30 protein-coding genes are annotated in these 25,090 nt (G+C 46.9%); 10 read left to right on the top strand and 20 right to left on the bottom strand.

Annotation, left to right across the window (positions count from 1 at the left end):
* Positions 1 to 51 precede the first annotated feature (51 nt).
* Positions 52 to 1,683 carry a chaperonin GroEL gene (groL, locus tag AAC052_RS21305; protein ID WP_317491387.1) on the bottom strand — a complete coding sequence of 544 codons (1,632 nt, stop codon included), beginning with the start codon at positions 1,681 to 1,683 and terminating at the stop codon, positions 52 to 54.
* Between the two features lie 46 nt (positions 1,684 to 1,729).
* Positions 1,730 to 2,008: a co-chaperone GroES gene (locus AAC052_RS21300; protein WP_317491388.1), complete on the bottom strand. Its 279-nt coding sequence runs from the start codon at positions 2,006 to 2,008 to the stop codon at positions 1,730 to 1,732.
* A 289-nt stretch (positions 2,009 to 2,297) separates the two neighbouring features.
* Between AAC052_RS21300 and AAC052_RS21295 the strand changes: the two genes are divergently transcribed.
* A complete protein-coding gene (locus AAC052_RS21295) occupies positions 2,298 to 3,011 on the top strand; it encodes a hypothetical protein (protein WP_317491389.1) in 714 nt (237 codons plus the stop codon).
* A 56-nt stretch (positions 3,012 to 3,067) separates the two neighbouring features.
* Here the strand turns inward: AAC052_RS21295 and secG are convergent, their stop codons facing one another.
* From secG to miaB, 5 genes are read right to left on the bottom strand one after another with little or no spacing between them, the layout of a single operon-like run.
* A complete protein-coding gene (gene secG, locus AAC052_RS21290) occupies positions 3,068 to 3,436 on the bottom strand; it encodes a preprotein translocase subunit SecG (protein ID WP_317491390.1) in 369 nt (122 codons plus the stop codon).
* 6 nt (positions 3,437 to 3,442) lie between these two features.
* Positions 3,443 to 4,525 carry a hypothetical protein gene (locus AAC052_RS21285; RefSeq protein WP_339815422.1) on the bottom strand — a complete coding sequence of 361 codons (1,083 nt, stop codon included), beginning with the start codon at positions 4,523 to 4,525 and terminating at the stop codon, positions 3,443 to 3,445.
* A 37-nt stretch (positions 4,526 to 4,562) separates the two neighbouring features.
* The gene (locus tag AAC052_RS21280; protein ID WP_151999949.1) at positions 4,563 to 5,093 is read right to left on the bottom strand and encodes an LptE family protein; all 531 of its coding nucleotides are present in this window, start codon (positions 5,091 to 5,093) and stop codon (positions 4,563 to 4,565) included.
* The gene (locus tag AAC052_RS21275) at positions 5,077 to 6,366 is read right to left on the bottom strand and encodes a sigma-54 dependent transcriptional regulator (protein WP_339815421.1); all 1,290 of its coding nucleotides are present in this window, start codon (positions 6,364 to 6,366) and stop codon (positions 5,077 to 5,079) included. The genes AAC052_RS21280 and AAC052_RS21275 overlap by 17 nt, the downstream gene beginning before the upstream one ends.
* A gap of 30 nt (positions 6,367 to 6,396) precedes the next feature.
* On the bottom strand, positions 6,397 to 7,851 hold the full coding sequence (gene miaB / locus AAC052_RS21270; RefSeq protein WP_339815420.1) for a tRNA (N6-isopentenyl adenosine(37)-C2)-methylthiotransferase MiaB: 1,455 nt from the start codon (positions 7,849 to 7,851) through the stop codon (positions 6,397 to 6,399).
* Between the two features lie 316 nt (positions 7,852 to 8,167).
* Here miaB and AAC052_RS21265 point away from each other — a divergent pair, with 316 nt between their 5' ends.
* Genes AAC052_RS21265 through AAC052_RS21250 form a run of 4 tightly spaced genes read left to right on the top strand, consistent with a single transcriptional unit; the run spans position 8,168 to position 10,108 of the window.
* Entirely contained in the window at positions 8,168 to 8,677 is a 510-nt protein-coding gene (locus AAC052_RS21265) for a gamma carbonic anhydrase family protein (RefSeq protein ID WP_317491393.1), read from the top strand.
* A gap of 7 nt (positions 8,678 to 8,684) precedes the next feature.
* Positions 8,685 to 9,227, top strand: a complete 543-nt coding sequence (locus AAC052_RS21260; protein ID WP_339815419.1) for a DinB family protein — start codon at positions 8,685 to 8,687, stop codon at positions 9,225 to 9,227.
* A gap of 3 nt (positions 9,228 to 9,230) precedes the next feature.
* Entirely contained in the window at positions 9,231 to 9,749 is a 519-nt protein-coding gene (locus AAC052_RS21255; RefSeq protein WP_317491395.1) for an acyl-CoA thioesterase, read from the top strand.
* A complete protein-coding gene (locus tag AAC052_RS21250) occupies positions 9,746 to 10,108 on the top strand; it encodes a phage holin family protein (protein ID WP_317491396.1) in 363 nt (120 codons plus the stop codon). Before AAC052_RS21255 ends, AAC052_RS21250 begins: the two co-directional genes overlap by 4 nt.
* On the opposite strand, the gene rimK is transcribed toward AAC052_RS21250, so the two are convergent.
* From rimK to AAC052_RS21200, 10 genes are all read right to left on the bottom strand, one after another.
* Positions 10,105 to 11,013, bottom strand: a complete 909-nt coding sequence (gene rimK, locus AAC052_RS21245; protein WP_317491397.1) for a 30S ribosomal protein S6--L-glutamate ligase — start codon at positions 11,011 to 11,013, stop codon at positions 10,105 to 10,107. The genes AAC052_RS21250 and rimK overlap by 4 nt on opposite strands.
* Before the next feature lie 142 nt (positions 11,014 to 11,155).
* Positions 11,156 to 11,596 (bottom strand): DUF4440 domain-containing protein, encoded by a 441-nt coding sequence (locus tag AAC052_RS21240; RefSeq protein WP_317491398.1) that lies wholly within the window; start codon positions 11,594 to 11,596, stop codon positions 11,156 to 11,158.
* Positions 11,597 to 11,600: 4 nt separating this feature from the next.
* Complete coding sequence (locus tag AAC052_RS21235; RefSeq protein WP_339815417.1) at positions 11,601 to 12,536, bottom strand: polysaccharide deacetylase family protein; 936 nt, start codon at positions 12,534 to 12,536, stop codon at positions 11,601 to 11,603.
* Complete coding sequence (gene lepB / locus AAC052_RS21230; RefSeq protein ID WP_339815415.1) at positions 12,533 to 13,624, bottom strand: signal peptidase I; 1,092 nt, start codon at positions 13,622 to 13,624, stop codon at positions 12,533 to 12,535. Before lepB ends, AAC052_RS21235 begins: the two co-directional genes overlap by 4 nt.
* Positions 13,625 to 13,658: 34 nt before the next feature.
* Complete coding sequence (locus AAC052_RS21225) at positions 13,659 to 14,378, bottom strand: M23 family metallopeptidase (protein ID WP_339815414.1); 720 nt, start codon at positions 14,376 to 14,378, stop codon at positions 13,659 to 13,661.
* A gap of 3 nt (positions 14,379 to 14,381) precedes the next feature.
* Positions 14,382 to 14,714 carry a PadR family transcriptional regulator gene (locus AAC052_RS21220; RefSeq protein WP_317491402.1) on the bottom strand — a complete coding sequence of 111 codons (333 nt, stop codon included), beginning with the start codon at positions 14,712 to 14,714 and terminating at the stop codon, positions 14,382 to 14,384.
* 64 nt (positions 14,715 to 14,778) lie between these two features.
* A complete protein-coding gene (locus AAC052_RS21215; protein WP_339815413.1) occupies positions 14,779 to 15,915 on the bottom strand; it encodes an outer membrane beta-barrel protein in 1,137 nt (378 codons plus the stop codon).
* A 90-nt stretch (positions 15,916 to 16,005) separates the two neighbouring features.
* Positions 16,006 to 16,509 (bottom strand): hypothetical protein, encoded by a 504-nt coding sequence (locus AAC052_RS21210; RefSeq protein ID WP_339815412.1) that lies wholly within the window; start codon positions 16,507 to 16,509, stop codon positions 16,006 to 16,008.
* A gap of 101 nt (positions 16,510 to 16,610) precedes the next feature.
* Positions 16,611 to 17,324: a LytTR family DNA-binding domain-containing protein gene (locus tag AAC052_RS21205; RefSeq protein ID WP_339815411.1), complete on the bottom strand. Its 714-nt coding sequence runs from the start codon at positions 17,322 to 17,324 to the stop codon at positions 16,611 to 16,613.
* Entirely contained in the window at positions 17,314 to 18,390 is a 1,077-nt protein-coding gene (locus AAC052_RS21200; RefSeq protein WP_339815410.1) for a histidine kinase, read from the bottom strand. Before AAC052_RS21200 ends, AAC052_RS21205 begins: the two co-directional genes overlap by 11 nt.
* 169 nt (positions 18,391 to 18,559) lie before the next feature.
* Here AAC052_RS21200 and AAC052_RS21195 point away from each other — a divergent pair, with 169 nt between their 5' ends.
* Positions 18,560 to 18,772 (top strand): hypothetical protein, encoded by a 213-nt coding sequence (locus tag AAC052_RS21195; RefSeq protein ID WP_339815409.1) that lies wholly within the window; start codon positions 18,560 to 18,562, stop codon positions 18,770 to 18,772.
* Positions 18,769 to 18,960, top strand: a complete 192-nt coding sequence (locus tag AAC052_RS21190; protein ID WP_317491408.1) for a hypothetical protein — start codon at positions 18,769 to 18,771, stop codon at positions 18,958 to 18,960. The genes AAC052_RS21195 and AAC052_RS21190 overlap by 4 nt, the downstream gene beginning before the upstream one ends.
* 198 nt (positions 18,961 to 19,158) lie before the next feature.
* Here the strand turns inward: AAC052_RS21190 and AAC052_RS21185 are convergent, their stop codons facing one another.
* The 3 genes from AAC052_RS21185 to AAC052_RS21175 form a co-directional block, all read right to left on the bottom strand.
* Complete coding sequence (locus AAC052_RS21185) at positions 19,159 to 20,181, bottom strand: aldo/keto reductase (protein ID WP_339815408.1); 1,023 nt, start codon at positions 20,179 to 20,181, stop codon at positions 19,159 to 19,161.
* A 327-nt stretch (positions 20,182 to 20,508) separates the two neighbouring features.
* Positions 20,509 to 21,408 (bottom strand): helix-turn-helix transcriptional regulator, encoded by a 900-nt coding sequence (locus tag AAC052_RS21180; RefSeq protein WP_339815407.1) that lies wholly within the window; start codon positions 21,406 to 21,408, stop codon positions 20,509 to 20,511.
* Between the two features lie 289 nt (positions 21,409 to 21,697).
* Positions 21,698 to 21,925, bottom strand: a complete 228-nt coding sequence (locus tag AAC052_RS21175; protein ID WP_339815406.1) for a hypothetical protein — start codon at positions 21,923 to 21,925, stop codon at positions 21,698 to 21,700.
* A 289-nt stretch (positions 21,926 to 22,214) separates the two neighbouring features.
* On the opposite strand from AAC052_RS21175, the gene AAC052_RS21170 reads away from it, so the two are divergent.
* The 3 genes from AAC052_RS21170 to AAC052_RS21160 all read left to right on the top strand — a co-directional run bounded on the left by AAC052_RS21170 (position 22,215) and on the right by AAC052_RS21160 (position 24,733).
* Positions 22,215 to 22,790 (top strand): hypothetical protein, encoded by a 576-nt coding sequence (locus AAC052_RS21170; RefSeq protein ID WP_339815405.1) that lies wholly within the window; start codon positions 22,215 to 22,217, stop codon positions 22,788 to 22,790.
* A gap of 94 nt (positions 22,791 to 22,884) precedes the next feature.
* Positions 22,885 to 23,919: an NAD(P)-dependent alcohol dehydrogenase gene (locus AAC052_RS21165; protein WP_339815404.1), complete on the top strand. Its 1,035-nt coding sequence runs from the start codon at positions 22,885 to 22,887 to the stop codon at positions 23,917 to 23,919.
* Between the two features lie 133 nt (positions 23,920 to 24,052).
* Entirely contained in the window at positions 24,053 to 24,733 is a 681-nt protein-coding gene (locus AAC052_RS21160; RefSeq protein ID WP_339815403.1) for a hypothetical protein, read from the top strand.
* Positions 24,734 to 25,090: the final 357 nt, after the last annotated feature.

Here is a 25,090-nt window from a genome sequence, read left to right as displayed (position 1 = left end):
AAAGGCGCTGAATTTCAGCGCCTTTGCAAATATATGAATGTTGATGAATGATTACATCATTCCGCCCATTCCTCCGCCACCTGGCATTGGAGGCATAGACTTCTCATCTTCTGGGTTCTCAGCTACTACAGCTTCGGTAGTAAGCAGAAGTGCAGCGATAGAGGCAGCATTTTCAAGCGCAAGGCGAGTTACCTTAGTAGGGTCAATCACACCAGCCTTGAACATGTTTTCGAAAGTGTCAGTGGCAGCATTGTAACCGAAGTCATTTTTGCCTTCTCTGATTTTCTGAACGATCACTGAACCTTCACCGCCAGCGTTTTCAACGATGGTTCTCAAAGGAGACTCCAAAGCTACACGGATGATGTTCACACCAATCGCCTGGTCTTCGTTGTCAGTTTTCAGTTTGTCAAGAGATTCGATGGCACGGATAAGTGCAACACCACCACCAGCTACTACGCCTTCCTGAACGGCGGCTCTTGTAGCGTGAAGGGCATCATCTACTCTGTCTTTCTTCTCTTTCATTTCCACTTCAGTGGCAGCACCGATGTAAAGTATAGCTACGCCACCAGAAAGCTTAGCAAGTCTTTCCTGAAGTTTCTCACGATCGTAGTCAGAAGTTGTTGCTTCGATCTGCGCTTTGATTTGGTTCACACGACCTTTGATGTCAGCAGCAGTACCAGCACCATTAACAATAGTAGTATTGTCTTTGTCGATGTTGATTTTCTCCGCTCTTCCAAGTGAGTCAAGTGTAGCGTTTTCCAGCTTGTAACCTCTTTCTTCTGAGATTACAGTACCACCTGTCAGGATAGCGATGTCTTCCAACATTGCTTTTCTGCGGTCGCCGAAGCCAGGAGCCTTCACAGCAGCTACTTTTAGTGCGCCACGGATTTTGTTTACCACAAGCGTAGCAAGCGCTTCGCCGTCTACATCTTCAGAGATGATAACAAGTGGCTTGCCTGTTTGAGCAGTTGCTTCAAGTACAGGAAGCAATTCCTTCATGCTGCTGATCTTCTTGTCGTAGATCAGGATGTAAGGGTTCTCAAGGTCAGCCTCCATTTTCTCCGTGTTAGTCACGAAGTATGGAGAAAGGTAACCACGGTCAAACTGCATACCTTCTACAGTTCTTACCTCAGTTTCCGTTCCTTTAGCTTCTTCAACGGTGATCACACCGTCTTTACCCACTTTGTCCATTGCATCGGCAATCATTTTACCGATTTCAGCATCACCATTAGCAGAGATACCAGCTACCTGAGCGATTTCGCTAGAGTTATTGATGGTTTTTGACTGGCCTCTAAGGTGCTCAACAACAGAAGCAACTGCTTTGTCGATGCCACGCTTAAGGTCCATTGGGTTAGCACCAGCGGCTACGTTTTTGATACCTACTGTGAATATCGCCTGTGTTAGAACAGTCGCAGTAGTAGTACCGTCACCAGCAGCGTCAGCAGTTTTGGAAGCAACTTCCTTCACCAGCTGAGCTCCCATGTTTTCGATAGGGTCTTTCAATTCGATTTCTTTGGCAACTGACACACCGTCTTTTGTTACGGTAGGAGCACCAAATTTCTTGTCAAGAATGACGTTCCGACCTTTAGGTCCAAGCGTTACCTTCACTGCATTTGCAAGTGTGTCAACGCCCTTCTTCAGTTTGTTTCTTGCGTCGGTATTAAAGAAAATTTCCTTTGCCATAGTTTTCTGTGTTTTTACTCTTTACAGATAATGTTTTGTTGTCTAATTAGATTACGCCAAAAATGTCAGACTCTCTCATGATAAGGTAGTCTTTGCCATCAATGGCGATCTCAGTGCCAGAGTATTTGCCATATAGTACCTGATCACCAACTTTTACGTTGATAGGCTCATCTTTCTTGCCAGTGCCAATAGCCACGATCTGACCTTTTTGTGGCTTTTCTTTAGCAGTGTCGGGAATGATGATACCAGAAGCTGTTTTTTCTTCTGCAGGTGCTGGCTCCACCAGCACTCTGTCTGCTAATGGTTTGAAATTTACTTTTGACATATTGGTTTTGAATTTTAGTGGTTATTTAAATTCTATGTACCACCGCTTGCACATCTTGTGCCACTCACGATTTGCCTGCCAAGTCATGCCAATTTGAACCATTTTGGCTCTCAACTGTCAGTGTTGGCTTGCAAAGATGACAGTATGCCTGACAAATTTTCATTGCGTGGCATAATCTCGACAGGCAATGTCAGCCAGGAGGCGGAAAAGTTGACTTCATTTCTGCAACCACTTGACTCGTTGCTTCAAGCTTTTTATATTTTGATGTGTGATAAAAAAATCAACGAATATGGAACAATTGAAAGTGGATTGGTTAACCGATGGATTGATTGATTTTGAGTACAAGAAGTATGTGCTTTTGGCCTACCTTAAGAACGTTAAAGCAAATTTCGACGACAAAAAGCTCTATCCGTTTATGTCAGACATGGTTTTTCACTACCAAAACCTGATGACCATAAAGAGCAACAAGTCGTTGCTGTATGAAAACTTCCCTAAGTCCATCTCCAAAGCCGATTTTAGCAAGCTGAAGCTTACCTACAAAAAGCTGGTAGAGGACGACGATCTGATGCTTGAAATAGAGAGTATTGTGGAGTTTGCGATGCCGAAGTTTCAGAATGCCCTGGAGGTAGGGAAGGAAATTTATGAGTTTGTGGAAAATAACCTGGAGTTTGTGCCAGTCGGCGTTACACCCATTTACACCAACGAAGGCTACTTGTTTTTAAGCCAGGATGTGAGCAGCGACGTGAATATATATCAGTATCAGCTCACTTTCTTTGAGCAGTCGAATGAGAAGTTCAGGGGAATCAATACTCATTTTCTGAAGAGAGAAGAAAGAACGCTATCAAACACCTTCGAACAGATCAAGCTCAAGCTGGTGAAGAAGTTTGCCGACTTGCCCAATCCTGCCACTTACGCCATCGTCAGCAAGCGGTTTTTTCCGTTGCCGGAAACACTACTTCCAATAGCCAAAAGACTACTTGTGCGAAATATCAGTATCTCTTAAAAAAAGAAAGCCCAGCCAACGCAAGTCGACTGGGCTTCTATACTTTTCGGTATTTTTTACTGCTGAGTAGTGTCAGTGTCCAGGTTCAACGGAAGAGCCTCTTCTTCAGCGCCACCATCCGTTGGCATGCCAGGTATGATTGTTTTCTCCTGCGCTCTGTTAATGTTGGGGCTATTTATTCCAGAGTCTCTGGCGGCTGTGTCAAGAAAGAAATTGGTTGACAGACTTAAAACCATGATGGCGATAGCCAAGCCCCATGTTGCTTTTTCAAGAATGTCGCCTGTTTTTTTCACACCCATTACCTGGCTGGCGCCTGCTCCACCAAACTGGCTGGAAAGGCCACCACCTTTAGAATTTTGTGCCAATACTACTAATACAAGCAATAAAGCTGCGAGTATTGTTAAACCTATTATTACTGCTAACATGAAGGGTTATTTTTGTAAATCTGCAATACGAGCCGCAAAGTACGCCTTTTTCTCAGGAATTTTCAAAATTAATTTCTCATAAACCTCAACGGCTCTTTCATTTTTCCCCTGCCTGGTGAGAATGAGGGCCAGATTCTCCGTTACCAGTTCGTCTTTCAACTTTTGTGAAGGCTCCGAAAGGTCTTTTGTAGCTACTTTTTGACTTTCCTGCGTCTGTGGTTTGATCGAAGGGTTGGTCTTTATAAAGGCGTCAATGATGCTTGCTTGATCGTTTTTTTTTATGGGGTTAGCAACAGTATTGCCCGTTGCCGGTTTGGACGCTGAGGAGCCTGCTGCTTTGTCCTTAGTAGCTCCGGCAGATTTTTGCTTTGCCTGCCCTGAAGGGGTAGTTTTAGCTATTTTTTTTTTGGTAGCCGAAGTGTCCCTGGCGGAAGTTTTAACCGTTTTTTTTTGACTGGGTTTAGGTTTCTCCTGGTTACTGGTGGCCTTTTTTACAGCTTTGGCCTGGGCCTCTTCAAATTCCGCATCTTCAAGCTTTCGTTCCACTTCAAGGTAGTGAGACTTGGTCTTTTTCAATGCCTCCAGGTTGGCAAACACTTGCTTCAGAAGATCGTCGTGCTCCGAGTCGCTTAGGTGCTCATGCGAACTGTAGTCGGTGTCGGATGGTGCAGGATCCGGCTCAAAAGGAGGTACCTCAGCCTCTTCTTTTTGTGCTGGCGTTACAACTGTCACTGGAGGAGCCTGCGGTGTTTCTGCTACCGGCTCTTTAACCACCTCAGGTTGCTCAGCAGGGGGCTTTTCCTCATTTGCAGGCTCTACTGGCGGTGATTCGATGATGGCAGTATCTGGTTGGCTGATGTTCCCCGCCAGAAGCTCTTTCAGGTACATCCTGTCGGTGGCGTACAGCGCTGCTTTCACAACGCTTTTTTGAGCGTCGGGGGACGATTGACTCTTGTTGCCAATGGCAACGAGGGTGTGGGCTCCCTGAAAATAGGGGTAGTCTGCAGCCATCTCCTCAATGTCCTTCAATTGACCGATAGTGATGGCTTTAGGATTGCGAATAATTTGCAGTACCTCTTTTTTGTTCACAGTAAATAGGTTTATGGCAATTGAAAGTTATGAAAAATTACCAATTAGCCACAGAACTATTAAATATATCGAGAACGATCTGATCAAATATCTCTTCGACGAATGACTGCTCTTCGGATGAAAGGTTGGTGCTATTTTGATCAAAATCCCGGTAGAAGGAGAAGTTTCTGCTTTGGTAGTTGAAGGTTTCGTCTTTGGTATTGGTATAGGAAACCTTCACTGAAATAGTGATCCTGGTCAGGGCGGAATAGCTCAGTCCGGATGTGTTGTTGGCCTGGGGTGCTACCGGTGTCAGGGTGTAGTTTTCGATGGTGCCCTCAAACTGCAAGTCTCCTTCATCCTGTACCAGGGTGAGGCTTGTGTTCTTAGTGAAGTAGTCCTTTAGCTTTTCAGTAAAGAGCACACTCATGTTGGATGGGCCGAGCGGTGAGTTGTTGTAGAAGGTTTGAATGGATGCCGTTTTTACATCAGGTGAAATGTTGGCACCGGTGAATGAATAGACACCACAGCCTGACAAACCACCAAGCAATAGCAGCAAACAGAGCAGGTGGCTATTCTTCAATCTCATACTGTTTGATCTTGCGGTAGAGCGTTCTTTCCGAAATGCCAAGGTCCTGTGCTGCATATTTTCTCTTATTGTTGTTTTTTAACAACGCCCGAATGATCATTTCCTTTTCTTTCTTTTCTAATGAAAGTGATTCTTTCTCAAGATCTTCCGCCTCGTGGGTAATGTCTTCGATCCGGTTGGGGTCATACTTGCCCGAATGGCCAGACGAGGATTGGGATGGTTGAATAAGGTAGGGAGTAGAAGAGGGCTCGTCAGTTATGTCCTCAACCTCCTGATCCATGTCTTCGAAGAGGTTCTGATGATCTCTTAAAATTTCGTTTTTGCTTCCTTCGCTATCATCCAGCAGCCTGAATACAAGCTTTTTGAGTTCAGACACGTCCTTTTTCATGTCGAAAAGGACTTTGTAAAGGATGTCTCTTTCGGAGAATGAGCTCTCGCCATTTACCTGCGACCTCAGCAACGCTGGTAGTCTTGACTCATTTTGGGGCAGATAGGTGGCCAGCCTTTCCGCAGTCACTTCCCGCTCCATTTCCAACACCGACATTTGCTCTACCAGGTTTTTGAGCTGCCTGATGTTGCCGGGAAATCTGAATTTGAGTAGAACGATTTTGGCCTCCGGAGTTAGCTTGATAGGAGTGACCCTGTACTTTTCGGAGAAGTCGGCTGCAAACTTTCTGAAGAGCAGGTCGACGTCTTCCCCCCGCTCCCTAAGCGCCGGCACATAGATCGGGACGGTGTTCAGTCTGTAGTACAGGTCTTCCCTGAATTTTTTGTTTTCTACGGCTTCCAGCAGGTTGACGTTGGTGGCTGCTATTACTCTTACGTCGCCTTTTTGCACCTTGGAAGAGCCCACCTTGATGAACTCACCATATTCCAGCACCCGAAGGAGCCGGGCTTGCGTGCTCATGGGCATTTCGCCGATCTCATCGAGAAATATTGTTCCGCCGTTGGTTACTTCAAAATATCCTTTTCGGGCTTCGTGAGCACCCGTAAATGAGCCCTTCTCGTGACCGAAAAGCTCAGAGTCAATAGTGCCCTCCGGAATAGCGCCGCAGTTGATGGCAATGAACTGGCCATGCTTGCGGTGACTGAGCGAATGAATGATTTTGGAAAAGGATTCCTTACCACTACCACTTTCGCCGGTGATGAGCACACTCATGTCGGTAGGTGCCACCTGCGAGGCTACCTGAATAGCATGATTGAGCGCCGGACTGCTGCCAACGATACCAAACCTCTGTTTTATACTCTGAATTTCCTCGTCTCTCACTGCCATCAACGTCTGTGAACAAAAATAAAAGTGTGATTACTTCACGGCCTCTCCAAGGAGCGTTCCGCCTGTGCATTCTTTTACCAGCACCTCTACATACTGTCCTTTTTTGAAATGCTCCTTCGGGAAAACGATTACTTTGTTGGCTGAATTGCGGCCCTGAAGATGTAATTCAGACTTTTTGGAAGCTCCTTCAATCAGTACTGTATGTACTTTATTCAACTCTCGCTGATTTCTTTCCAGTGCATGAAGCCTTTGTTTATCGATGATCTCCTGCAGCCTGCGTTTCTTCACCTCCAGCGGTATGTCGTCTACATACTTTTTTGCTGCCAACGTGCCAGGCCGCTCCGAATAGTAAAACATGTAGGCAAAGTCGTAGGTCACGTAGTCCATCAGCGACAGCGTATCCTGGTGCTCTTCCTCGGTTTCGTTGCAAAAGCCCGCAATCATGTCGGACGAAATGCCACAATCTTCGCCGAGTATCCGGCGAATGGCACCTACCCGGTTGATATACCACTCACGGTCGTAGGTGCGGTTCATCCTGTCGAGTACGGCTGAGCTCCCGCTTTGAACTGGCAAGTGAATGTATTTGCAGATGTTGTCATACTTTTTCATTGTATGCAACACCTCGTCGGTAATGTCTTTTGGGTGCGAGGTAGAAAACCTGATCCTCAAGTCAGGATGTACCCTTGCCACCATTTCGAGCAGGTGGGCAAAGTTGACGACGTCCTCTATTCCCTCTTTCTCCAGTCTTGCCTTGTTATTTTCCAGGTGGGACCATTTATAGGAGTCTACGTTTTGGCCCAGCAGCGTCACCTCCCTGTAGCCATCGCTGAACAGTTGGGTGGCTTCGGCCACTATAGAGTAGGGGTCACGGCTGCGCTCTCTGCCACGGGTGAAGGGCACAACACAGAAGGAGCACATGTTGTCGCAGCCCCTCATGATAGAGATAAAGGCTGTTACACCGTTGGAATTGAGCCTTACCGGACTGATATCGGCGTAGGTTTCTTCTCTTGAAAGGAACGTGTTGACGCCTTTTTCGCCTTCTTCGGCTTGCCCAACCAGCAGTGGGAGGTCTCTGTAAGCATCCGGGCCCACAACCAGGTCCACGATCTTTTCTTCCTCCAGCAACTTTGACTTTAGTCGCTCAGCCATACAGCCCAACACTCCAATGAGCACTTCCGGCTTGCGTTTTTTTACGGTTTGAAACTGACCAAGGCGGTGTCTGACAGTTTGCTCCGCTTTTTCTCTGATAGAGCAGGTGTTTAGTAAAATAAGGTCAGCATCCTCGTAAGAAGAGGTAGTGTCAAAGCCATCTTTTTTTAGAATAGAAGTCACTATTTCACTGTCTGAAAAATTCATCTGGCAGCCGTACGACTCGATGTACATTTTTCTTGCTGTGGGGTTATTCGACTCCTTTGATATTTTGACAGTCTCGCAGGCGGCTTCCTCCGGAGAGATGATGTCTATGTCGTTAATTATTTGATCCATATGCTTTAAACACAAACTGGGAGCGCAAAAGCAGCACCTCATTCAATAAGTGTGCAAAGTTAACAATTGGGCATGAAAATGACAGAATGGCAGTAAAATAAAAAGGAGACAACAAGCCTCCTTCTTATTTTCATACATCAAATAATTAAACCTACCTAAAACTCAGTTGCGCTTGCTTTGCTGACACCCACAGAGCAATTTCTTATTGCTTATCGCCTATAATAGCATGGCGCTTGGTTGGTAAACTACCCGGGCGCAATTATGTTTGCGGTATTATATATTTTTTGAGAAGAAAAAGTTCAGCAAAGTCATTCCTATGGCATTAATCAAAGCCGTAAAAGGCAAATACCCCAGCTTCGGAGTTAACTGTTGGTTTGCAGAAAACGCAACCATTGTCGGTGAAGTAGAAATGGGCAACAATTGTACGGTGTGGTTCAATGCGGTTGTTCGGGGGGATGTGAATGTCATTAAAATAGGTGACAATACGAATATCCAGGACGGCGCAGTGATTCACTGTACTTACCAGAAGTTTGCGACCACCATTGGCAGCAATGTTTCGATTGGGCACAATGCGATTGTGCACGGTTGCACTATACACGACAATGTGCTGGTGGGCATGGGTGCCATAGTAATGGATGGAGTTGTGGTAGAGTCGGAGGCTTTGATAGCTGCAGGGGCAGTTGTTCTTGAGGGAACTAGAGTTGAAAGCGGCTTTATTTACGCCGGAGTTCCTGCCAGGAAAGTAAAACCTGTAAGCGAGGAGCTTCGTCAGGTATTCACACGGACGGCAGGTAATTATATCAAGTATTCAGAATGGTTTAAATAGTTTCACTATGAGTCAGTATTTAGTTTCGCAGGTGTTGGATCAGAGGCCGGCTTACGATGAGTATCCCGCTTTCTATCACAAATATGTCGACGCACTTCCATCAGGCAATTTGCTGCATATTCTCGAGGATCAGCTTCACACATTTTCTTTCATGCTTGAGAGAATCGAAAAAGACCAGTGGGACTATCGGTATGCCGAAGGTAAATGGTCGGTAAAAGAGGTGCTCGGCCATATTATCGACGCTGAAAGGGTGTTTGCTTTCAGAGCGGCCACGTTTGCCAGAGGCGATAAAAACGAGCTTCCGGGGTTTGATGAGAACGCCTATGTTGAAGAAAGTGACCTTGCCGGGGTCAGCGCTGAAAGCCTGCTGTTGCAGTTCAGCCATTTGAGGAAGAGCAACATTCTGCTCTATGCTTCATTCACAAGGGAGGCGATTTCGAGAACGGGCGTTTCCAATGGAAAGTCAATTAGTGTGGCTGCGATTGTATTCATTACTGCCGGCCATTTGCAGCACCATATGAATATATTGAAAGAACGTTACGGCCTGTAGCCTATGTTTAAGTACGACCCCAATAGGAAATACCCAAAGGAGACAGAAATGAAGGCAGTGATTCGCTTTCAGGACTGCGACCCGCTGCAGCATTTGAACAATGCCAAGTACTTCGATTATTTCTTCAATGCGAGAGAGGATCAGGTGCCGAAGCTTTATGACATCGAACCATCTGAAATTTTCATCAAGTACAAGCAGTCGTGGGTGGTGTACAATCACCAGATCGCCTATGTAAGGGCAGCGATGATGGGGGAGTGGGTGACACTGATCTCCAGAATTATTTGGCACGACAAGCAGAATGTGCTGGTAGAATATGTGATGCTCAACAAGGAAAAGACGCAGCTCAAGACCGTGCTATGGACCCATCTTCGCTATATTGATGTGATGAAAGGGCGGTCAGCGGATCATCCGGAAGTGATCGAGAATTATCTGAAAGCGGCTTCCATTGAGGGATTTGACCATACTTTGATTACTTTTAACGAAAGAATTAAACAAATAAAAGACGGACTAATAAGCCTATGAATTTCCTGATCAAGCTTCTTCTCTCAGCTATTTCGGTAATCCTTACGTCTTACTTATTACCAGGGGTTACTGTCGAAGGATTTTGGGTTGCCTTTCTGGTGGCGGTGTTTCTTTCGCTGCTCAACGTAACGCTAAAGCCAATTCTGGTGTTGTTTACCATTCCCATTACTTTCTTAACGCTGGGATTGTTTCTTTTGGTGATCAACGCACTGATCATTATGATTGCCGACTACTTTATTGATGGTTTCTACATAGATAACTTCTGGTGGGCACTTGCCTTCAGTCTTATCCTCTCCATCATCAATTCTATGCTGAATGAGCTGAGCGCCAAATCAGACAACCCTGACCGTCGTCGTTAGGCGTTGATTTTGTCCTTTTGAATTTTACTCAAAGGGGCATTTTTTTCAATGTACTGGATGATTTTGCTGGCGACGTCAACGCCGGTGGCAGACTCAATGCCTTTGAGGCCAGGCGATGAATTCACCTCTATAATTAATGGCCCTCTGGACGACTGCAGCATGTCGACACCAGCTACCTGAAGTCCAAGCGCTTTGGCCGCTTTGATGGCTGCAGCAGTTTCTACCTTGCTCAGTTTGATGATGTCGGAGCTACCGCCCCTGTGTAGATTGGAACGAAACTCGCCTTCTTTCCCCTGCCTTTTCATGGCACCCACCACCTTGCCATCAACAACAAAGGCCCTGATGTCGGCCCCTTTTGACTCCTTGATGAACTCCTGCACAATGATCCGGGCTTTCAGGTTGTGAAAAGCCTGGATAACTGATGCAGCAGCCTTTTTTGTTTCAGCCAGCACCACGCCAAGCCCCTGAGTTCCCTCCAAAAGCTTGATGATGACAGGCGCACCGCCCACCTCTGAAATGATTTCATCCACATCCATGCTGTAGTTGGTGAATACCGTTTTAGGCAAGCCAAGCCCGTCTCTTGAGAGTATCTGAAGGCTGCGCAGCTTGTCTCTGGAACGGATAAGGGCCTGAGATTCTACTGTGGAAAACACCTTTTTCATTTCGAATTGCCTGACTACAGCCGACCCGTAGAAGGTCACGGATGCACCAATCCTTGGAATGACGGCATCGTAGTTTTCCAGGTATTTTCCATTATAATAAATGGCTGGTTTTTTCTGCTCGGTGATGATGATACATTTCAGATGGTCGATCACATCTACCTCGTGCCCATGCTGTAGGGCAGCTTCGACCAGTCGTTGGGTAGAATAGAGTTTTGCATTGCGAGACAGGATGGCAATTTTCATCAAAAGGGGACTTTTTTCTAATGTGGTTAATGTCGCCGAAAGGTAGGCTAATTCACCAATAGTCCAAAAAAGTTGGAGAGGCTGATGAAAATATATAAGCCGGGCAGGCGAAGGAAGAAGGCAGCAGGCGATGCCGGAAAAATCATTTTGAAACAGCCCGGTTCCAAATGTCCAGGTAGATCTTCCATTGTCCATCCAGCTTTTTCCAAACAATCACATACTTTCCCCTCACGCCCTGAAAAGGGTTGCCATCATTGATGCCGCTTACTTCGTAGTAGCCATGATCATAGGCGGTGCTGCCATTGACGACGATTTCCACCGGATATATCTTGTGGAAGGTAGTAGTAGTGCCTGGCCTTGGTGTCCAATACGACTTAATGTCTTTGGTTCCTTTGATGATGTCAAACCCATTTGGGAAGATCGATGCGTCTGGAGTGTAGGCATTGGCAATGGCCTCTGTGTCCCTGTGGACTATGGCGTCAGAAAAGTCGGCGATATTCCTCCTGATAATCGTTTCGTCGTCGATTTGGGCGTAGGCCGCTACCGAGTAGGAGAGTAAGAAGAGAAGAAATATGGTTTTCATTTTTTTATTCTGAGAGTCCGGAATAGTCGAGTACAAACTGGGGGCAGCGAGGCTCACCCTTAAAGAAATCGCCCTTTTTTCCTTGTGTAACGGCCCATCTGTCCATCCAGGAGATGCCGGCGTTTCCTACAAAATGATCAGGCGTCGTGTAGGCGTCGTCTTTCAGGGCCTCAGCAAGGCTAACAAAACTGTAGCCAATGCCCTGATAGGCGTCGAGCAGCGCTCCCAAATAATACGAATTCAGCAGGTTTTCGTGAATGAGCAAAGTGTGTGCAATGGGCCTGCCGAAAAGTTTCAGGCTTTGCTGCTCATAGTAGTTTACTTTTTCGGCCATGTAGCTGATGTAGGTAGCGCCTATTTTGTCCATCATCGCCTTGTCCGATGCTTTGAAGGCCTTATCGAAGGCACTTGCGAAAATCCATTCTGAGTTGTCGATGGTGACAGGCGCTTCGGTGTACCCGTGGGCTTGGAGGTACTCTTCCAAAGCTTTTACCTTTTCCTCGGTGTTTCCCCTATGCAAGTAGGGGTGCCTGAAGTATCGGTAGGGCTTTCCGGCATCTGCCATCAATTTTTTAGTGATGGGTTCCCCTTTTTCAATGATTTCGAAAAATTGCTCTGGCGTCAGCTGATTGTAGTCAATATGGCTGTAGGTGTGGTTGCCCAGCTCGAGTCCACTGCCGATCCAGGCAGTCAGCATGTCGTAGCGATAGTCAATTATTTTACTGCCACGGTACAGCTTCTGCTCGTTAACGAACCCAATGGCTGGCACCTTTCTCTCAGTGAGGTGAGCAAGCAGCCTTGCATTCAATTCTATCAACGTCACGGAATCGTGGCCTCCCATTTGTGCTGGCAGGTCGTCGATAGTGATAGCCATTGTCTTAGTTTGTGCCACCGCACCAAGGCTGGCAAGCAGGAGCAGGGCAAGCAGTTTGTTTTTCATTCTTTGATCAGGTTAAATAATCGGCCCCAGCGGATTCGGGCAGGCAATGTATACCAGGGCCCTTCCTCTGAGGAAAATAACACCATGACTGGCTTACCAACGATGTGGTCTTCGGGAACAAAGCCCCACGTGCGGGAGTCCTCCGAGTTGTGTCGGTTGTCGCCCATCATGAAGTAGTAATTTTGCTGGAAAGTGTAAGTACTCGTTTCGTAGCCGTTAATATAGAGCTTTCCGTCTGTGATTTCTGCATTTTTCCAGCCTTCGAAGCGTACGATCACAGCGCCGTACACCGGCAGGCTTTGGTCATTGATTTCAATAGTGTCTCCCTTTGCCGGCACCCATACCGGGCCAAAATTATCCGTTGTCCAGCCGTGCGGTGCTGCCTTAGGAAAGCTGGCCGAATCGCTGAAGCTGTAGTTCATTACCACATGCTCTACTTTGCTAATGAACGGCAGCTGTTTGATTTTTTCGGCAGTGGCAGGTTCGGTCTGCACGTAGTACCCACCATTCACTTCCTGATGCTCACTTATGTTGTTGGCTTCAAAGAAACGGTCTTTCAGTGGCTGCTTGCCAACAATAAAATAGCTCGACTGGAGGTGAGCTGGCAATGGCATCACAGAGTCGTTTACCACAAGCAGGCCGTCGACTATTTTCAGCGAGTCGCCAGGCAGCCCTACGCACCGCTTTACCCAGTGCGACTTCAGGTCGGTGGGGTGCTGGTCTTCGTACGGATAGTTGAAGACCACCGGCTCCATCCGTTTTACGCCCCTAAAGCCGGGCAGCCGGTACATGGGCAGCTGTATCCAGTTGACATAGGAAGGGATTTCGGTGCCCCAGAACTTTTGATGAGTGAGCGGAAACTGGATAGGCGTGGCCAGGGTGCGGGTGCCGTAGTGCAGCTTGCTCACCACAATCACATCACCCACCAGCATGCTTCCTTCCATTGAGGGCGTGGGAATGATGAATTGTTCGAACAGCAGCCAGCGGAAAAGCGTGGCCACTACGACGGCAAACAGGATAGACTCTCCCCAGTCTTTTAGGGCAGACTTCTTCTTTTTACCCGCTTTGGAAGGCATGGTATCAATCATGGGAGACCGGATTAGTTATTGAGAAGTGTGCCTGTTATTTTTCTTCGCCGAAGTATTGCGATGGGTCTACTCTTTTTCCGTTGTGTATTACCTCGTAGTGGAGGTGAGGGGCTGTGGACCTGCCTGAATTGCCCGACAAAGCGATCAACTGACCTTTCTTTACGTTATCGCCCACTTTTACTTTGGCTTCAGACAGCTGGGCGTAGATTGTCTGGTATTCGTCGTCATGCTTAAGTGTGACCATGATGCCGTATCCATCTGGATCATCGACTACTTTCTCTACCAAGCCGTCAGCGGTGGCCACGATGGGAGTGCCTAGCGGAGTCACAATGTCAATTCCCTGGTGCATTTTAACTTCTTTGTCGAAGGGATCATTTCTTTTGCCAAATTTGGAGCTGACCCTGAAATCCTTGTCTGTTGGCTTTCTGTCGGGCCTGTCTTTGGCACCTACATTTACCACGATAAAAAGCAGACCTATAGCCATCATAGGCGTGATCCAGCCCAGAGGCTGCTTCTTCAACTGGTAGTAACGGCGGGTTCTCTTCACCTGTTTGCTGACTTTTTTCATTTCGTTTTTGCCAAATGTGCTCAGAGAGATATTGAGAGCAAGTTCAAATGAGTGCCCTCCCTCCATGTATGCTTCTATGGCGCAGCAGGTGTGATCAAGCAGCTCATTGCCAAGGATTGTGTTGCCACACTGAGCAGCGATTGCCTGTTCTACGGTTTTGATTTGTGCTTCTGTGAGTTCTCTCATGACTTAAGAGGTTTTGGGGTTCAATAAAAATTGCATCGTGCTGATAAAGCTGGCAAACTCCTCTAGTTTACTGGCAGTTTGTATGTTGCCTTTTGGCGTCAAAGAGTAGTACTTCCTGATACGTTTGCCAATGTTGACGGTTTCAGTCACCAGCAGCCCTTCGGCTTCGAGTTTGTGCAAAGAGGGATACAGGGCTCCTTCAGTGAGCTGTATTTTACCCTCAGTTTGCTCTTTCACTTTTTGAGTGATTTCGTAACCGTACATCCTGCCATTCTCTGCCAGCAACTTCAAAACGATGGTTTGAAGAGTTCCTTTTAATAGTTCTTTCGAATACATAAGGCAAATATATATAGAAGTCTTATGTATTGTCAAGTAAATACCTAAGAAAATTAGGTATTACTCAAAAAGTCACCGCTACAAAGAACTCAGGGTAGGTTTTTCTATTGCTTCCGGTGTCTACGTCAGCGGTGTAGATAGAGTAGTTGACACCAACGACGGAGGTTATATAAGAATTGATCGGGATTTCAACACCTGCTCCGCCAGATACACCGAGATATTTGTTGGCCAAGGCGCCGGAGTCGACATAAACGTCCTCAGCAATTAGTTCAAACTGACCATTTTGGAGTTTTACCTTATCGGACAGCGAATAGGCCTTTGTTGAGATGCCTAGCTGTAATGCTGGTCCGGCTTGGATATAAGGAGAGAATTTGTAGTTCGCAAATCTGTACTTTAGCATAATCGGTATATCCAGATCAGTATGCTTTAAGTAATGCGTGTTGTAGGACGTAGTAGCATCTTCGGGGCTATAGTTGTTGTTGGTGGCTGTAAACGAATGATATGCTACCATGGGTTGTGTGACGAGCAGTATTTGTGGGCTATATGAAATCGGAATTTCTACGATTGCGCCTAAAGACATCGTGACCATTTCCTCTGGCACTTGCGGAAAAAACTTGCTTTCAATTATGTTTTGGTAAATCCTCACGCCTACTACAGGGCCTATTCTGAACTTAGGGAATGGCTTGTGCACACAGTCGTTATACTGTGAAATGAAATACTTTAGGTTGGCCGATTTGTATTTTGCCAGCCCAATCGTCTTTTCCGTCAGGTAGCAGTCTTCCAGTTGCGCTGCAAGCACGTCTTTAAAGTAATTTTCATCTCCATTGTCTTCACCCAGAGCGATTATTTCTTCGCCTTTTTCCAGCAGATAGGACTTGCTTTTGCCCTGCTCCTGAAGCAGCAAAGCCACCTTCCCATTTTCAAGTTCTTCGAAAAACTGTTTTTTACCCTCATATTCTTTCGATACCCACTTTCTACCGTCGGGCAGGCCAAACTCAAGCGCTTCGTCCGGCGTAAAATCTTTCTTATTGCCGTTGTTAAACTCGAATGTGACTTTGTTGGGGTCGGGCTTTTCCAGGTCGTGAATGGCGCCGTAATAGAGGATGTCTTTTGTTTTCAGGTAAGCCTCCTTTTGAGCGGTGAGCATGTAAGGAAGTGCGAGCAGTAATAGCGCCAGGATAGGTTTCAGTGATTGTGACATGGTATATTAACAACTAAAAGCTGAATATACCTATGCTACATCACATCTAACAACCAAAAAAATTCATCATCTCCGGTTAATGGGCTTCTATTAGTGGGAGATTAGTTTTTTGTAACCCTTTTTCAGCTCTTCTTCTTTCGAAAAAGCCTCCTTTTCCCATTTTCGCTGCCGGTAGGGAATGCTTGCCGAATCAAATATCAGCTGCCCCTGCCAGCGAAACATGGTGTTGTTTATCCGCATCAAATCTCCCCTGGCATATTGCGCCACATGCACCATTTCGTGGGCGAGCGCCCGGTTCAAGTCGTCAGTGGGCAGTGCAGCATTGAGCTTGATCATTACGTTTCGCATTTCAAGCACCTCATTTTCGCCGTGCACCATCATGCCGCTGATATTGTGCGGCAAGTTGTGAGAAAGCATCACCATAACGATGAGAGGCTGCCCGGACGCAATGTTTAGCTCATCGGCATAAAACCTGGCTTGTTCAATGATCTGTTCTGCGTTATCACCGAAGCCTGTTGAGTAAATACTTAGTTGGCGGCCTGCTGCGCTGCTACATATGAGGGCTGCGGCCAAAAATGAAAAAATCCAGTTCATGTTGTTCTGAGTTGACCATACTCAATGAACGTGACGGGGGATTATTTGCTTAAGCACACCTTTAAAGAGAGGATTTTCGCCGGAGAACGACAGGTTTCACCCTACAAATGAATGTTTTGAAGGGTTAGCCGCTGCAGCACCTCTTCTTTGTAGGTGCGGCCAATGGGCAGGGTAGTGTTGGGTAGTTCGATTTGAGAATTGCTAAAGGCTTTTATGTGCCTGATGGCCACCAGGTAGGAGCGGTGGATTCGCACGAAGTCCAGCTCAGGCAAGTCATTTTCGACGGCATTGATGGAGGTGTAAGACACAACAGAGGCACCATCTGCCAAATGGAAAATCACGTGGTCACGGATGCTTTCCACAAAATGGATCTCGCCAGCGTCAATCCTGAAGGTTTTGTTTTCGGCTTTGACAAGCAGCGTTTTTTGTTGCGTTGAGTCGGCCATCAGGTCGAGCTCCTTCTTTCTGTCAAACGCTTTGTTCACTGCCTTCAGGAACTTTTCGAAGCTAATGGGCTTGATCAGGTAGTCTATGGCATGGGTGTCATAACTCTGCACGGCCAGGTCCCGGGAAGCAGTGGTGAAAATAATCATTGGCGTTTTCCCCAGCGTCCTGGCAAACTCAAGTCCGGTAACTTCAGGCATTTTGATGTCGAGAAAGACTACATCCACTGCCGCACTTCGCAGCCAGGTATTGGCCTCAGCCACATGCCTGCACTTGGCCACAAGTTGCAGGTTGTCGAGTCGTTCCACGTAGTTGTGGATAACCTCAATGGCCAGCGGCTCATCGTCTACTATCAGGCAGTTAAGCTTCAACGGGCACCTCCTTTCTTTGGTCTTCCAGCGGCAGTTGCACGGTCAGTGAAAAGCTCTCCGGAAGCTCTTTGAGCTTGAAATTGGCTCTTTTTCCATAAATCAGCTCAATGCGGCGCATCACATTTTGCAAGCCTACCCCATAGTGTGAGGTGGGTTTTCCCCTTTCGATAGGGTGGGACACTTTGGTGTTGTAAGTGCTAAAACACAGGTGCTTTCCTTTTATAGTCGCCTCTATTTTGATCGTAAAGAGGCCATTCTTATCAGGTTTTCCGTGCTTAAAGCAGTTTTCTACAAGGGGAATGAGCAACATTGGCGGAATATCATATCCATCAACGTCGTCAGGCAGCACCATCTCCAGCTTTAACTCGGTACCAAACCTGAGCTTTTCCAACTCCACGTAGTCTTGCAGGTGCTCCACTTCCGATTGCAGGCTTACCTTCTTCTTGTCTGACTCGTAAATCACATATTCCATCAGCGAGGAGAGCTTTAGAATGGCATCGGCTGCCTTGTCCGACTTGTTCAATACCAGCGAATAGAGGTTGTTGAGGGTATTGAAAAAGAAGTGCGGGTTGATTTGCGTCTTCAGGAAGGTGAGCTCATTGCGAAGGCGCTGCTGCTCTACCTGTTGCAGCTTTTGCTGCTGCAGGTATTGGTCTTTCAGTATTTTGATGGCCGAGGTCACGAAGAGGATCATCGTGATATGACTTGCTGTAGCGCTGAACTTGCGGGGAGCATAGAGCAAGTCGGGGTTGAAACGATAAATGCCCGAAGCTATCATCCCCCTGATCACCTCCGATTGCAGTACCGTAGCCACGAAAACAAGGCAGATCAGGCTGATGCCATAGTAAAAGTACTTTCTGTGGCTGAGCAGTTTAGGCATGAGGACGTACATATGCACGTAAACAACGGCTACTTTTACCGGGAGCTCTACAAATTGCGTAATGGGGGAGTACTCATAATACTCAATATAGATATACACCCGGTAGAAATAGTACGCCACCCAAAACAGGAGATGGGCATATACCCGGTTGTTAACATCAAATAAATTGGGTGCCAGTCGACGCATAATGTGCTATATGCCTCGTTTAACGGATTTTGCAGAAATGGTTGCGCTGGTGTAAGGTTTTGAGTGAAACAGCAAGATTGATGCATCCGCAAAATAATGGCAAATCGATGGTTTGGTCTGGTGCTGATAACGCAAAAAGCCCAACCTTAAGCAATTATCCATATCTTTAATGAAAGATATCGAAATGGGAGCGATCATTATTAAAGCAGACAAAAAAAGCAACAAGCTCTTGTCAGACCTTGCCAAAAAACTAGGCGGAAATGTAATAAACCTTGCCGACGAGCAGTTTGAGGACTTTGCTATTGGCTCAGCTATGGACGCTGCCAAGACAGGCGAAACAGTTGACCGTAATTCAATTTTAGCCAAATTGAGGGCTCAGTGACTATTGAATTTGATAAGTCATTTGCGAAATCGCTTGACAAAATCAAGAACAAGTCACTCTATGCCAAAATAGAAAAGCTTATTCTCGAACTCGAGAAGTCAGACTCGATACAAGATTTGGCAAACATAAAGAAGCTGACGGGCTTTAAAAGCTACTACAGGATCAGAATTGGTGAGTATCGGATTTGATTCGAGAAGATCAACGAAAACACTTTTCGCTTTCTCATCGTTGCCCACAGAAAAGACATATACAAGCTTTTCCATAACAATTTAACGCACCTGCACTGGCAATTTGCCCCGCCCCAAGCGCCCATTAAAAACATAGAAGGCTGCCAATATTGATAGCCTTCCTGTTTTTAACCAAAAGCGCCCTCACTAACCGGCCTTCTACTTCCTATACTCACCTTGCCGCTCCACCATCCAGCCGGGATACTGGGATGCCAGCGGACTGACTTCCTCTATTTTGGCCAGGTCGTCAGGTGTCAACACTATTTCCGTAGAGTCGATATTGGCCTTTAGCTGATCGGGTGTTTTGGCGCCAATAATGGTGCTGGTGACGCCGGGTTGATGCCGCACCCATGCCAGGGCTATTTGCGCCGTGGTCACTCCGTGTGCTTTTGCTATGCCGCCCATTACCTCTACCAAATCATACGCTTTTTCTTTATCGAGAGGAGGGAAGTCAAAATTGGCCCGTCTTCCGTTGACATCACTGCTGCCCGCTCTGGTGTATTTGCCGGAGAGGAAGCCGCCCGCCAGCGGACTCCATGGAAAGATTGCCAGTTTGTGGTCGGCGGCCATGGGCACCAGCTCGTGCTCGATGTCCCTGGTGGCAGCAGAATAATGGTATTGCAAGCCTATGAACTTATGCCAGCCGTTATAGTAAGCCACTGCTTGCGCCTTGGCGACCATCCATGCTGGCCAGTTACAAATAGCGATGTAGCGCACCTTGCCACTGTCTGCCACGTCGTTGAGAGACCTTAGTATCTCTTCAATGGATGTTCTTGGATCAACGCCGTGCACATACAGCAGGTCGATGTGATCTACCTGTAGCCTTTGCAGGCTGGCCTCTACCGAATTGAATATATGGTAGCGGGAAAGGCCCACATTGTTTGGCTGTGAGCCCATAGGCCCCAGCACCTTAGTAGCCAGCACTACCTCATCTCTTTTGGCGCCCACGTCCTTCAGGCCCTGGCCCAGCAGCTGCTCCGACTGCCCAAAGGAGTAGACATTGGCCGTGTCGATAAAATTGATGCCAGATTCAATGACAGCGCCCAGCATGTCATTCACTTCTTTTTGCTGCAGCTGGCCTATCTTGCTCCACATGCCCGCATCCTGACCACCAAAGGTCATGGTGCCAAAACAGAGCTCTGATACTTTCAGCCCCGTATCGCCGATATAGTTGTATTTCATGTTAAAGGTTTTTGTGTTAAAAGTTAGTTTTCGCTGCTATCAGCTTCCGTGCGCACAATGTCGTTTTGTTAAGAGCATTCTAGACCTTTATTCCCTAAGCCGGGCACCACTAAGCCGGGCACCCCTAAGCCGGGCACCCCTAAAGGGCCCTACTAATTATGATTCGTCTTCCTTTAGGGATCGGGTAAAAATTGAATTGAGCAACTGAACCTCTTAACAAAACAAAATTGTGCGCATACAGTATAAAGCAGCCTCACAAAGGTGCGCAACGCAGGTTGACTGGCTATAGCCCGCTTCAATCAAAAAGCATCAAGAATCAAACAATTGCTATTGCGTTCGGTAGAGTCGGGGAGTAACGTTTTCAGTTTTCTTAAAGAACGAGATGAAATGCGATGGCTCTTCAAACCCCAGGCAATAACCAATCTCCGATATTTGCCAGTTGGTGTGCCTGAGCAAAATTCTCGCCTCCTGCATAATGCGGCTGGAGATCAGCTGCGAAGTGGTTTGCCCCATGGTTGCTTTCAATGCCCGGTTCAGGTGATTGATGTGCACCGAGAGGTTATTGGCAAAATCGTTGGGCGACCGAAGCTTCATTCGCTGGATGGGCGACTCAATCGGAAACTGGCGTTCAAGCAATTCGGAGAAAAGGGAGGAGATCCTGTCGTTGGCATTGGACTGGGAGTGGAGGGAGGCCTCAGCTGGTTGGAGCTTGATCGCTTTGTGTATCAGCTGGATCACCAGTGTTTTGATGAGATCGTACTTGTAGGCATAATCAGAGTTGATTTCCTCTATCATCTGAAGGTAAAACCTGTTGATCTCTTCAATGTCGCCCGGGTCTACTTCGTAAATGGGCGTGCTGCCGGGTTGGAAAATGGGGTAGTCTCTGATGGCTCCGAAGTTGGTGAAAAACTCTTCTGTAAACACACAAAAGTACCCCGACTGATTGTCGCTCAGCCGTTCCCAGTTGTAGGGAACCATAGGGTTGGCAAAAACCAGTGCGGCGTTTTTTACCTCTACTGCCTTGTCAGCATAAAAGTACCTGGTGTTACCCGTCAGGAAGCTGATTTTGTAATACTCCCGTCGGCTGTAAGGCACCGGCTTGGGGTCGGGCCCAATAAAGTCCTCGTAGTTGAACACATTGAACTGCCCAACACCGCCCTGAATAGTTTCAGGCCGGCGGCGGAGTTTCTTCTCGTAGAGTTCATCAAGAGTGAGCGGCTTAATCATCGACCAAAGTTATAAAATTCAAATAAGATTGTGCGAGTGTGGCTGGATTTGAAAGTGGTTATTTCACCGGCCGTTGTGCTAGGGTCGTTTTTTTTTTCTCTGGCGGCCTTGGCAGCCAAGCTAGTCTGCGCAAGGGACTGGGAAACCCTTTGTGATCTTTATAACTTTCTTTTGGGAACGACCTTCACAGGAAGTCGCTCGTGAAGACACGAGCCACGGCGACAGAACATTGTTTCTTGCTTGTTCTTTTTCCTGAAAAGCTCAATTATTACCGAGGAGTCCAGGGGAATCATGCCAGACGTGACTTGTTGATGCCGTCCCTCGCTGCCTGATAAGTGCTTAGGTCGTCGTCTGTCCAGGTGGGGGCGTCAAGCAAAATGGCTTGTAGAGAGCTCGTGGTTTTTTTTGACGTCATCTCTGATTGGAGCGCAGTAGCTAGGCTTTCATTCTCCTTTTCCAGGAGCTGATGAATGAGCTTAAGCACTTGCTGATAGTTCGGTTTTGTTTTCGCTTTCATGGCGTCATGAGGTAAACAAATATACAAACTGTAAAGTTTTATTCCCTATAAAACCGGCTCTACCGCCTTGGGGTCGTGTTCAACGAACCAACAACACGCTCATCTTTACATTTTCCCCGGTAACGCCCAACACAGGAAGTCGCTCATGAAGACACTAGCCACGGCAACTGTGTTGTTACGTTTCTAAGCCCCTTTTCTACCTCCAAACTTCAAAAAGCCAAAACACAAACCAGAAGAGATTCCGTATATTCGGTGGTTGCGTCATTTTGATAAAACAGGAAAGCGATAAATGAACCCATACATAAAAAGGATCAAAGACTTATCCTACAAGCTTGATCTTGAGATTCACGCAGAGCTGGAGAAAGTGTTTGTCGATAAAAAATTCTCAAAAGGTGCTCACTTGCTACGGCCCGGTCAGATATGTACCGCTCACTTGCTGATCAAGGAGGGTATAGCGAGGAAGTTTTATCTCCACAACCATAAAGAGATCACGACCGAGATCTACTTTCATGACGACGTGGCGGTGTCGCTTGACAGCTACATCATGCAAAAGCCGGGCGATGTGTACGTGGAGGCCCTGACTGAGCTGGAGGTGACTATTATTGACTACGGCCGCTTTGGCAAAGTGAAAAATACCTACCCCGAGGTAATGATGCTCGACAAAATGTTTATCGAATACTATGCCGTTTGGTTTGAACAACGGCTCAGGGAGTTTCAAACCCTCGACGCCTCCCAACGCTACCTCAAGCTACTCGAAAAGGAACCGCATATCGTCCAATTCCTACCTGTCACCATTATTGCCTCTTATCTGAACGTTTCTTTGGAAACCCTGTCCCGCATCAGAGCAAAGGTTTCGTCAGAGTGATTATTTGACTTAGATCAAATTCCTGCGTTGTCGTATCCCGTTATTTTGAGAAGGCCCCCGAAGCGGGTGGCTTTCAAAACAAAATCCTACGCAGATGAAGGCAATAGTATTCAAAAAGTACGGAAACCCCAGTGTGCTGCAAATGGCAGAGCTTGAAAAGCCCGTGCCTAAACCCGGCGCAGTGCTCGTAAAAATTCACGCCACTTCTGTGACCGCCGAAGACCCCAAGATGAGAAGCTTCGATCACCCGCCCCTGCTGAAGCTGCCGGTGGGCCTGATGTTTGGATTCAGAAAGCCAAAGCAGCCAGTGCTTGGTATCGAATTTTCGGGGGTAGTGGAGGCCATCGGCAGCAAGGTGAAAAGCTACCAGGTAAACGACCAGGTATTTGGCTACACCGGCCTCAGCTTTGGTGCCTATGCCGAATACAAATGCCTGCCGGAAAATGCTTTGATGCACTTGAAACCGCAAAATTTGGCTTTTACGGAGGCGGCTACCATGGTGAATGGTCCATTGTCGGCGCTGGCCTATTTGAAGAAAAAAGGCAAAATAGAAAAAGGGCACCACGTGCTCATTTACGGTGCGTCGGGCTCAGTGGGCACTGCCGCCGTTCAGTTGGCGAAATACTTTGGGGCCCATGTAACAGGGGTGTGCAGTACCAAAAACATTGAGTTGGTGAAGTCGATAGGCGCAAATGAAGTGATTGACTACACCAAAGAATATTTCATTGATACAGACAAGCGCTACGACATAGTGTTTGACACCGTAGGCAAAACTTCCATGAAAGAGTGCATGAACCTGCTGACCCCAAACGGCAAATACCTGCTGACTGAGTTTGGCCTGCGGCACATGCTGGCAGCCATGTACACCTCCCTTTTCAGACGCAAAAAGGTAGTGATAGCGGCTTCCAATTTTTATTGGGAAAAAGAAGACCTGGTCTTTTTGAAAGGCCTGGCCGAGAAAGGGCATTACAAGCCTGTGGTCGACAGGTACTTTCCGTTGGCTGACGTCGCTGAGGCGCATACCTATGTGTCGTCGGGGCGCAAGGTGGGCAATGTGGCTGTGGTGGTGTGTGGCGATGAGCATGAGGGCAGAGCGGGAAGCTTGATGAAAGCAGTGGCGGATACCTAACTAGCTCTTCCAGATTTGCAATCGCCGATTTTTAAAGCTGAGCAAGAAACTTGGCTATTTCTCATAGGATTTTTAATCCAGATCAAAGACCTTACAAGTAAAAAGACTGTTCTACTCAATTCACTTTTAACGAATGACTGATTACGAATTAGAAAAATGGATTTGGACTGAGCAGGATATTGAACAAATGGGTTGGCATGATGCAACTGTTTACGGACTTCAGCTGAAAGAAAATTTGGTATTAGACATTGACTATATTTTTCAATGGAACCGACCAGACATGGAAGGCTTTTATATTACGTTTTGGGTTGCACCAGCGACTTTGGTCTTTGAAAGTCCAATGGATTTGTCATTCGAGCTTTCTCAATCGTTTGACGACAGATGGTTGGAAATTCAGGACATTGAAATGAAACTAGTCGACAACAAACGAGTTTGGACGGTTATCACTCAACAAGGCTATATTTCCTTCAGTGCTGACACTTTTAGGCAAATAATTAGAAAGAAACCCACTCTCCAGCTTGGGCAGTGTATTCCTTATGACGAGCGGGGTGGCTTTAGTTTTGACTTGGTTGCAGGAAACGGAGTGAGCGAAGACGTACGATTAGACATCGAAGAGAGAAGAAAAAGAGACTTTGAAGCGTATGAATTAGCGAAGAGAAGATTTGGAATTGGAAAGGAGTTGGAGAGTTTACACCAAAAACGGGAAGCCGGGCAGATACAAACAAAGGATTACTTGAATGAAAAGAGGGAATTGAAAGCATTGATCGACTCACTGACTTTTCAACTTCGTGGAACACGGTATGAAGTACTGTGAAAAATTATTAGTGAATAATCAGTGCATTCAACTTCAATTCGCAAAATCAAGAAGCAACAAGCCCTATCGTAGTCAAACACAATAATTCCAGTATTTTTTTGTCAGACAACCTCAGAAATGCTTGCTGCTAGAAGCCGGGGGGTATCGTTCCGGCGTCGGATTCCACGTCGGCTCGCTCGTCCCTTCGACTATGCCTACACTTCGTTTCGGGAAGCTCAGGATGACTCGCAATCGATATGACGCCGGTTTGGACAGGGACGTTGCGCCCTCGTCTCTTCCCCTGTTCAGCATCTGCAATCGCTGAGCGAGAAAGCTCAGCAAGAAACCCGAACCCCTATCGTAGAACCTGCGATCCGG

This window comes from uncultured Imperialibacter sp., assembly GCF_963974565.1.
GTDB classification, from domain to species: Bacteria; Bacteroidota; Bacteroidia; order Cytophagales; family Cyclobacteriaceae; genus Imperialibacter; species Imperialibacter roseus.
Note: the sequence above shows the minus strand (reverse complement) of the source record. Positions and strands in the feature narration are given on the sequence as shown.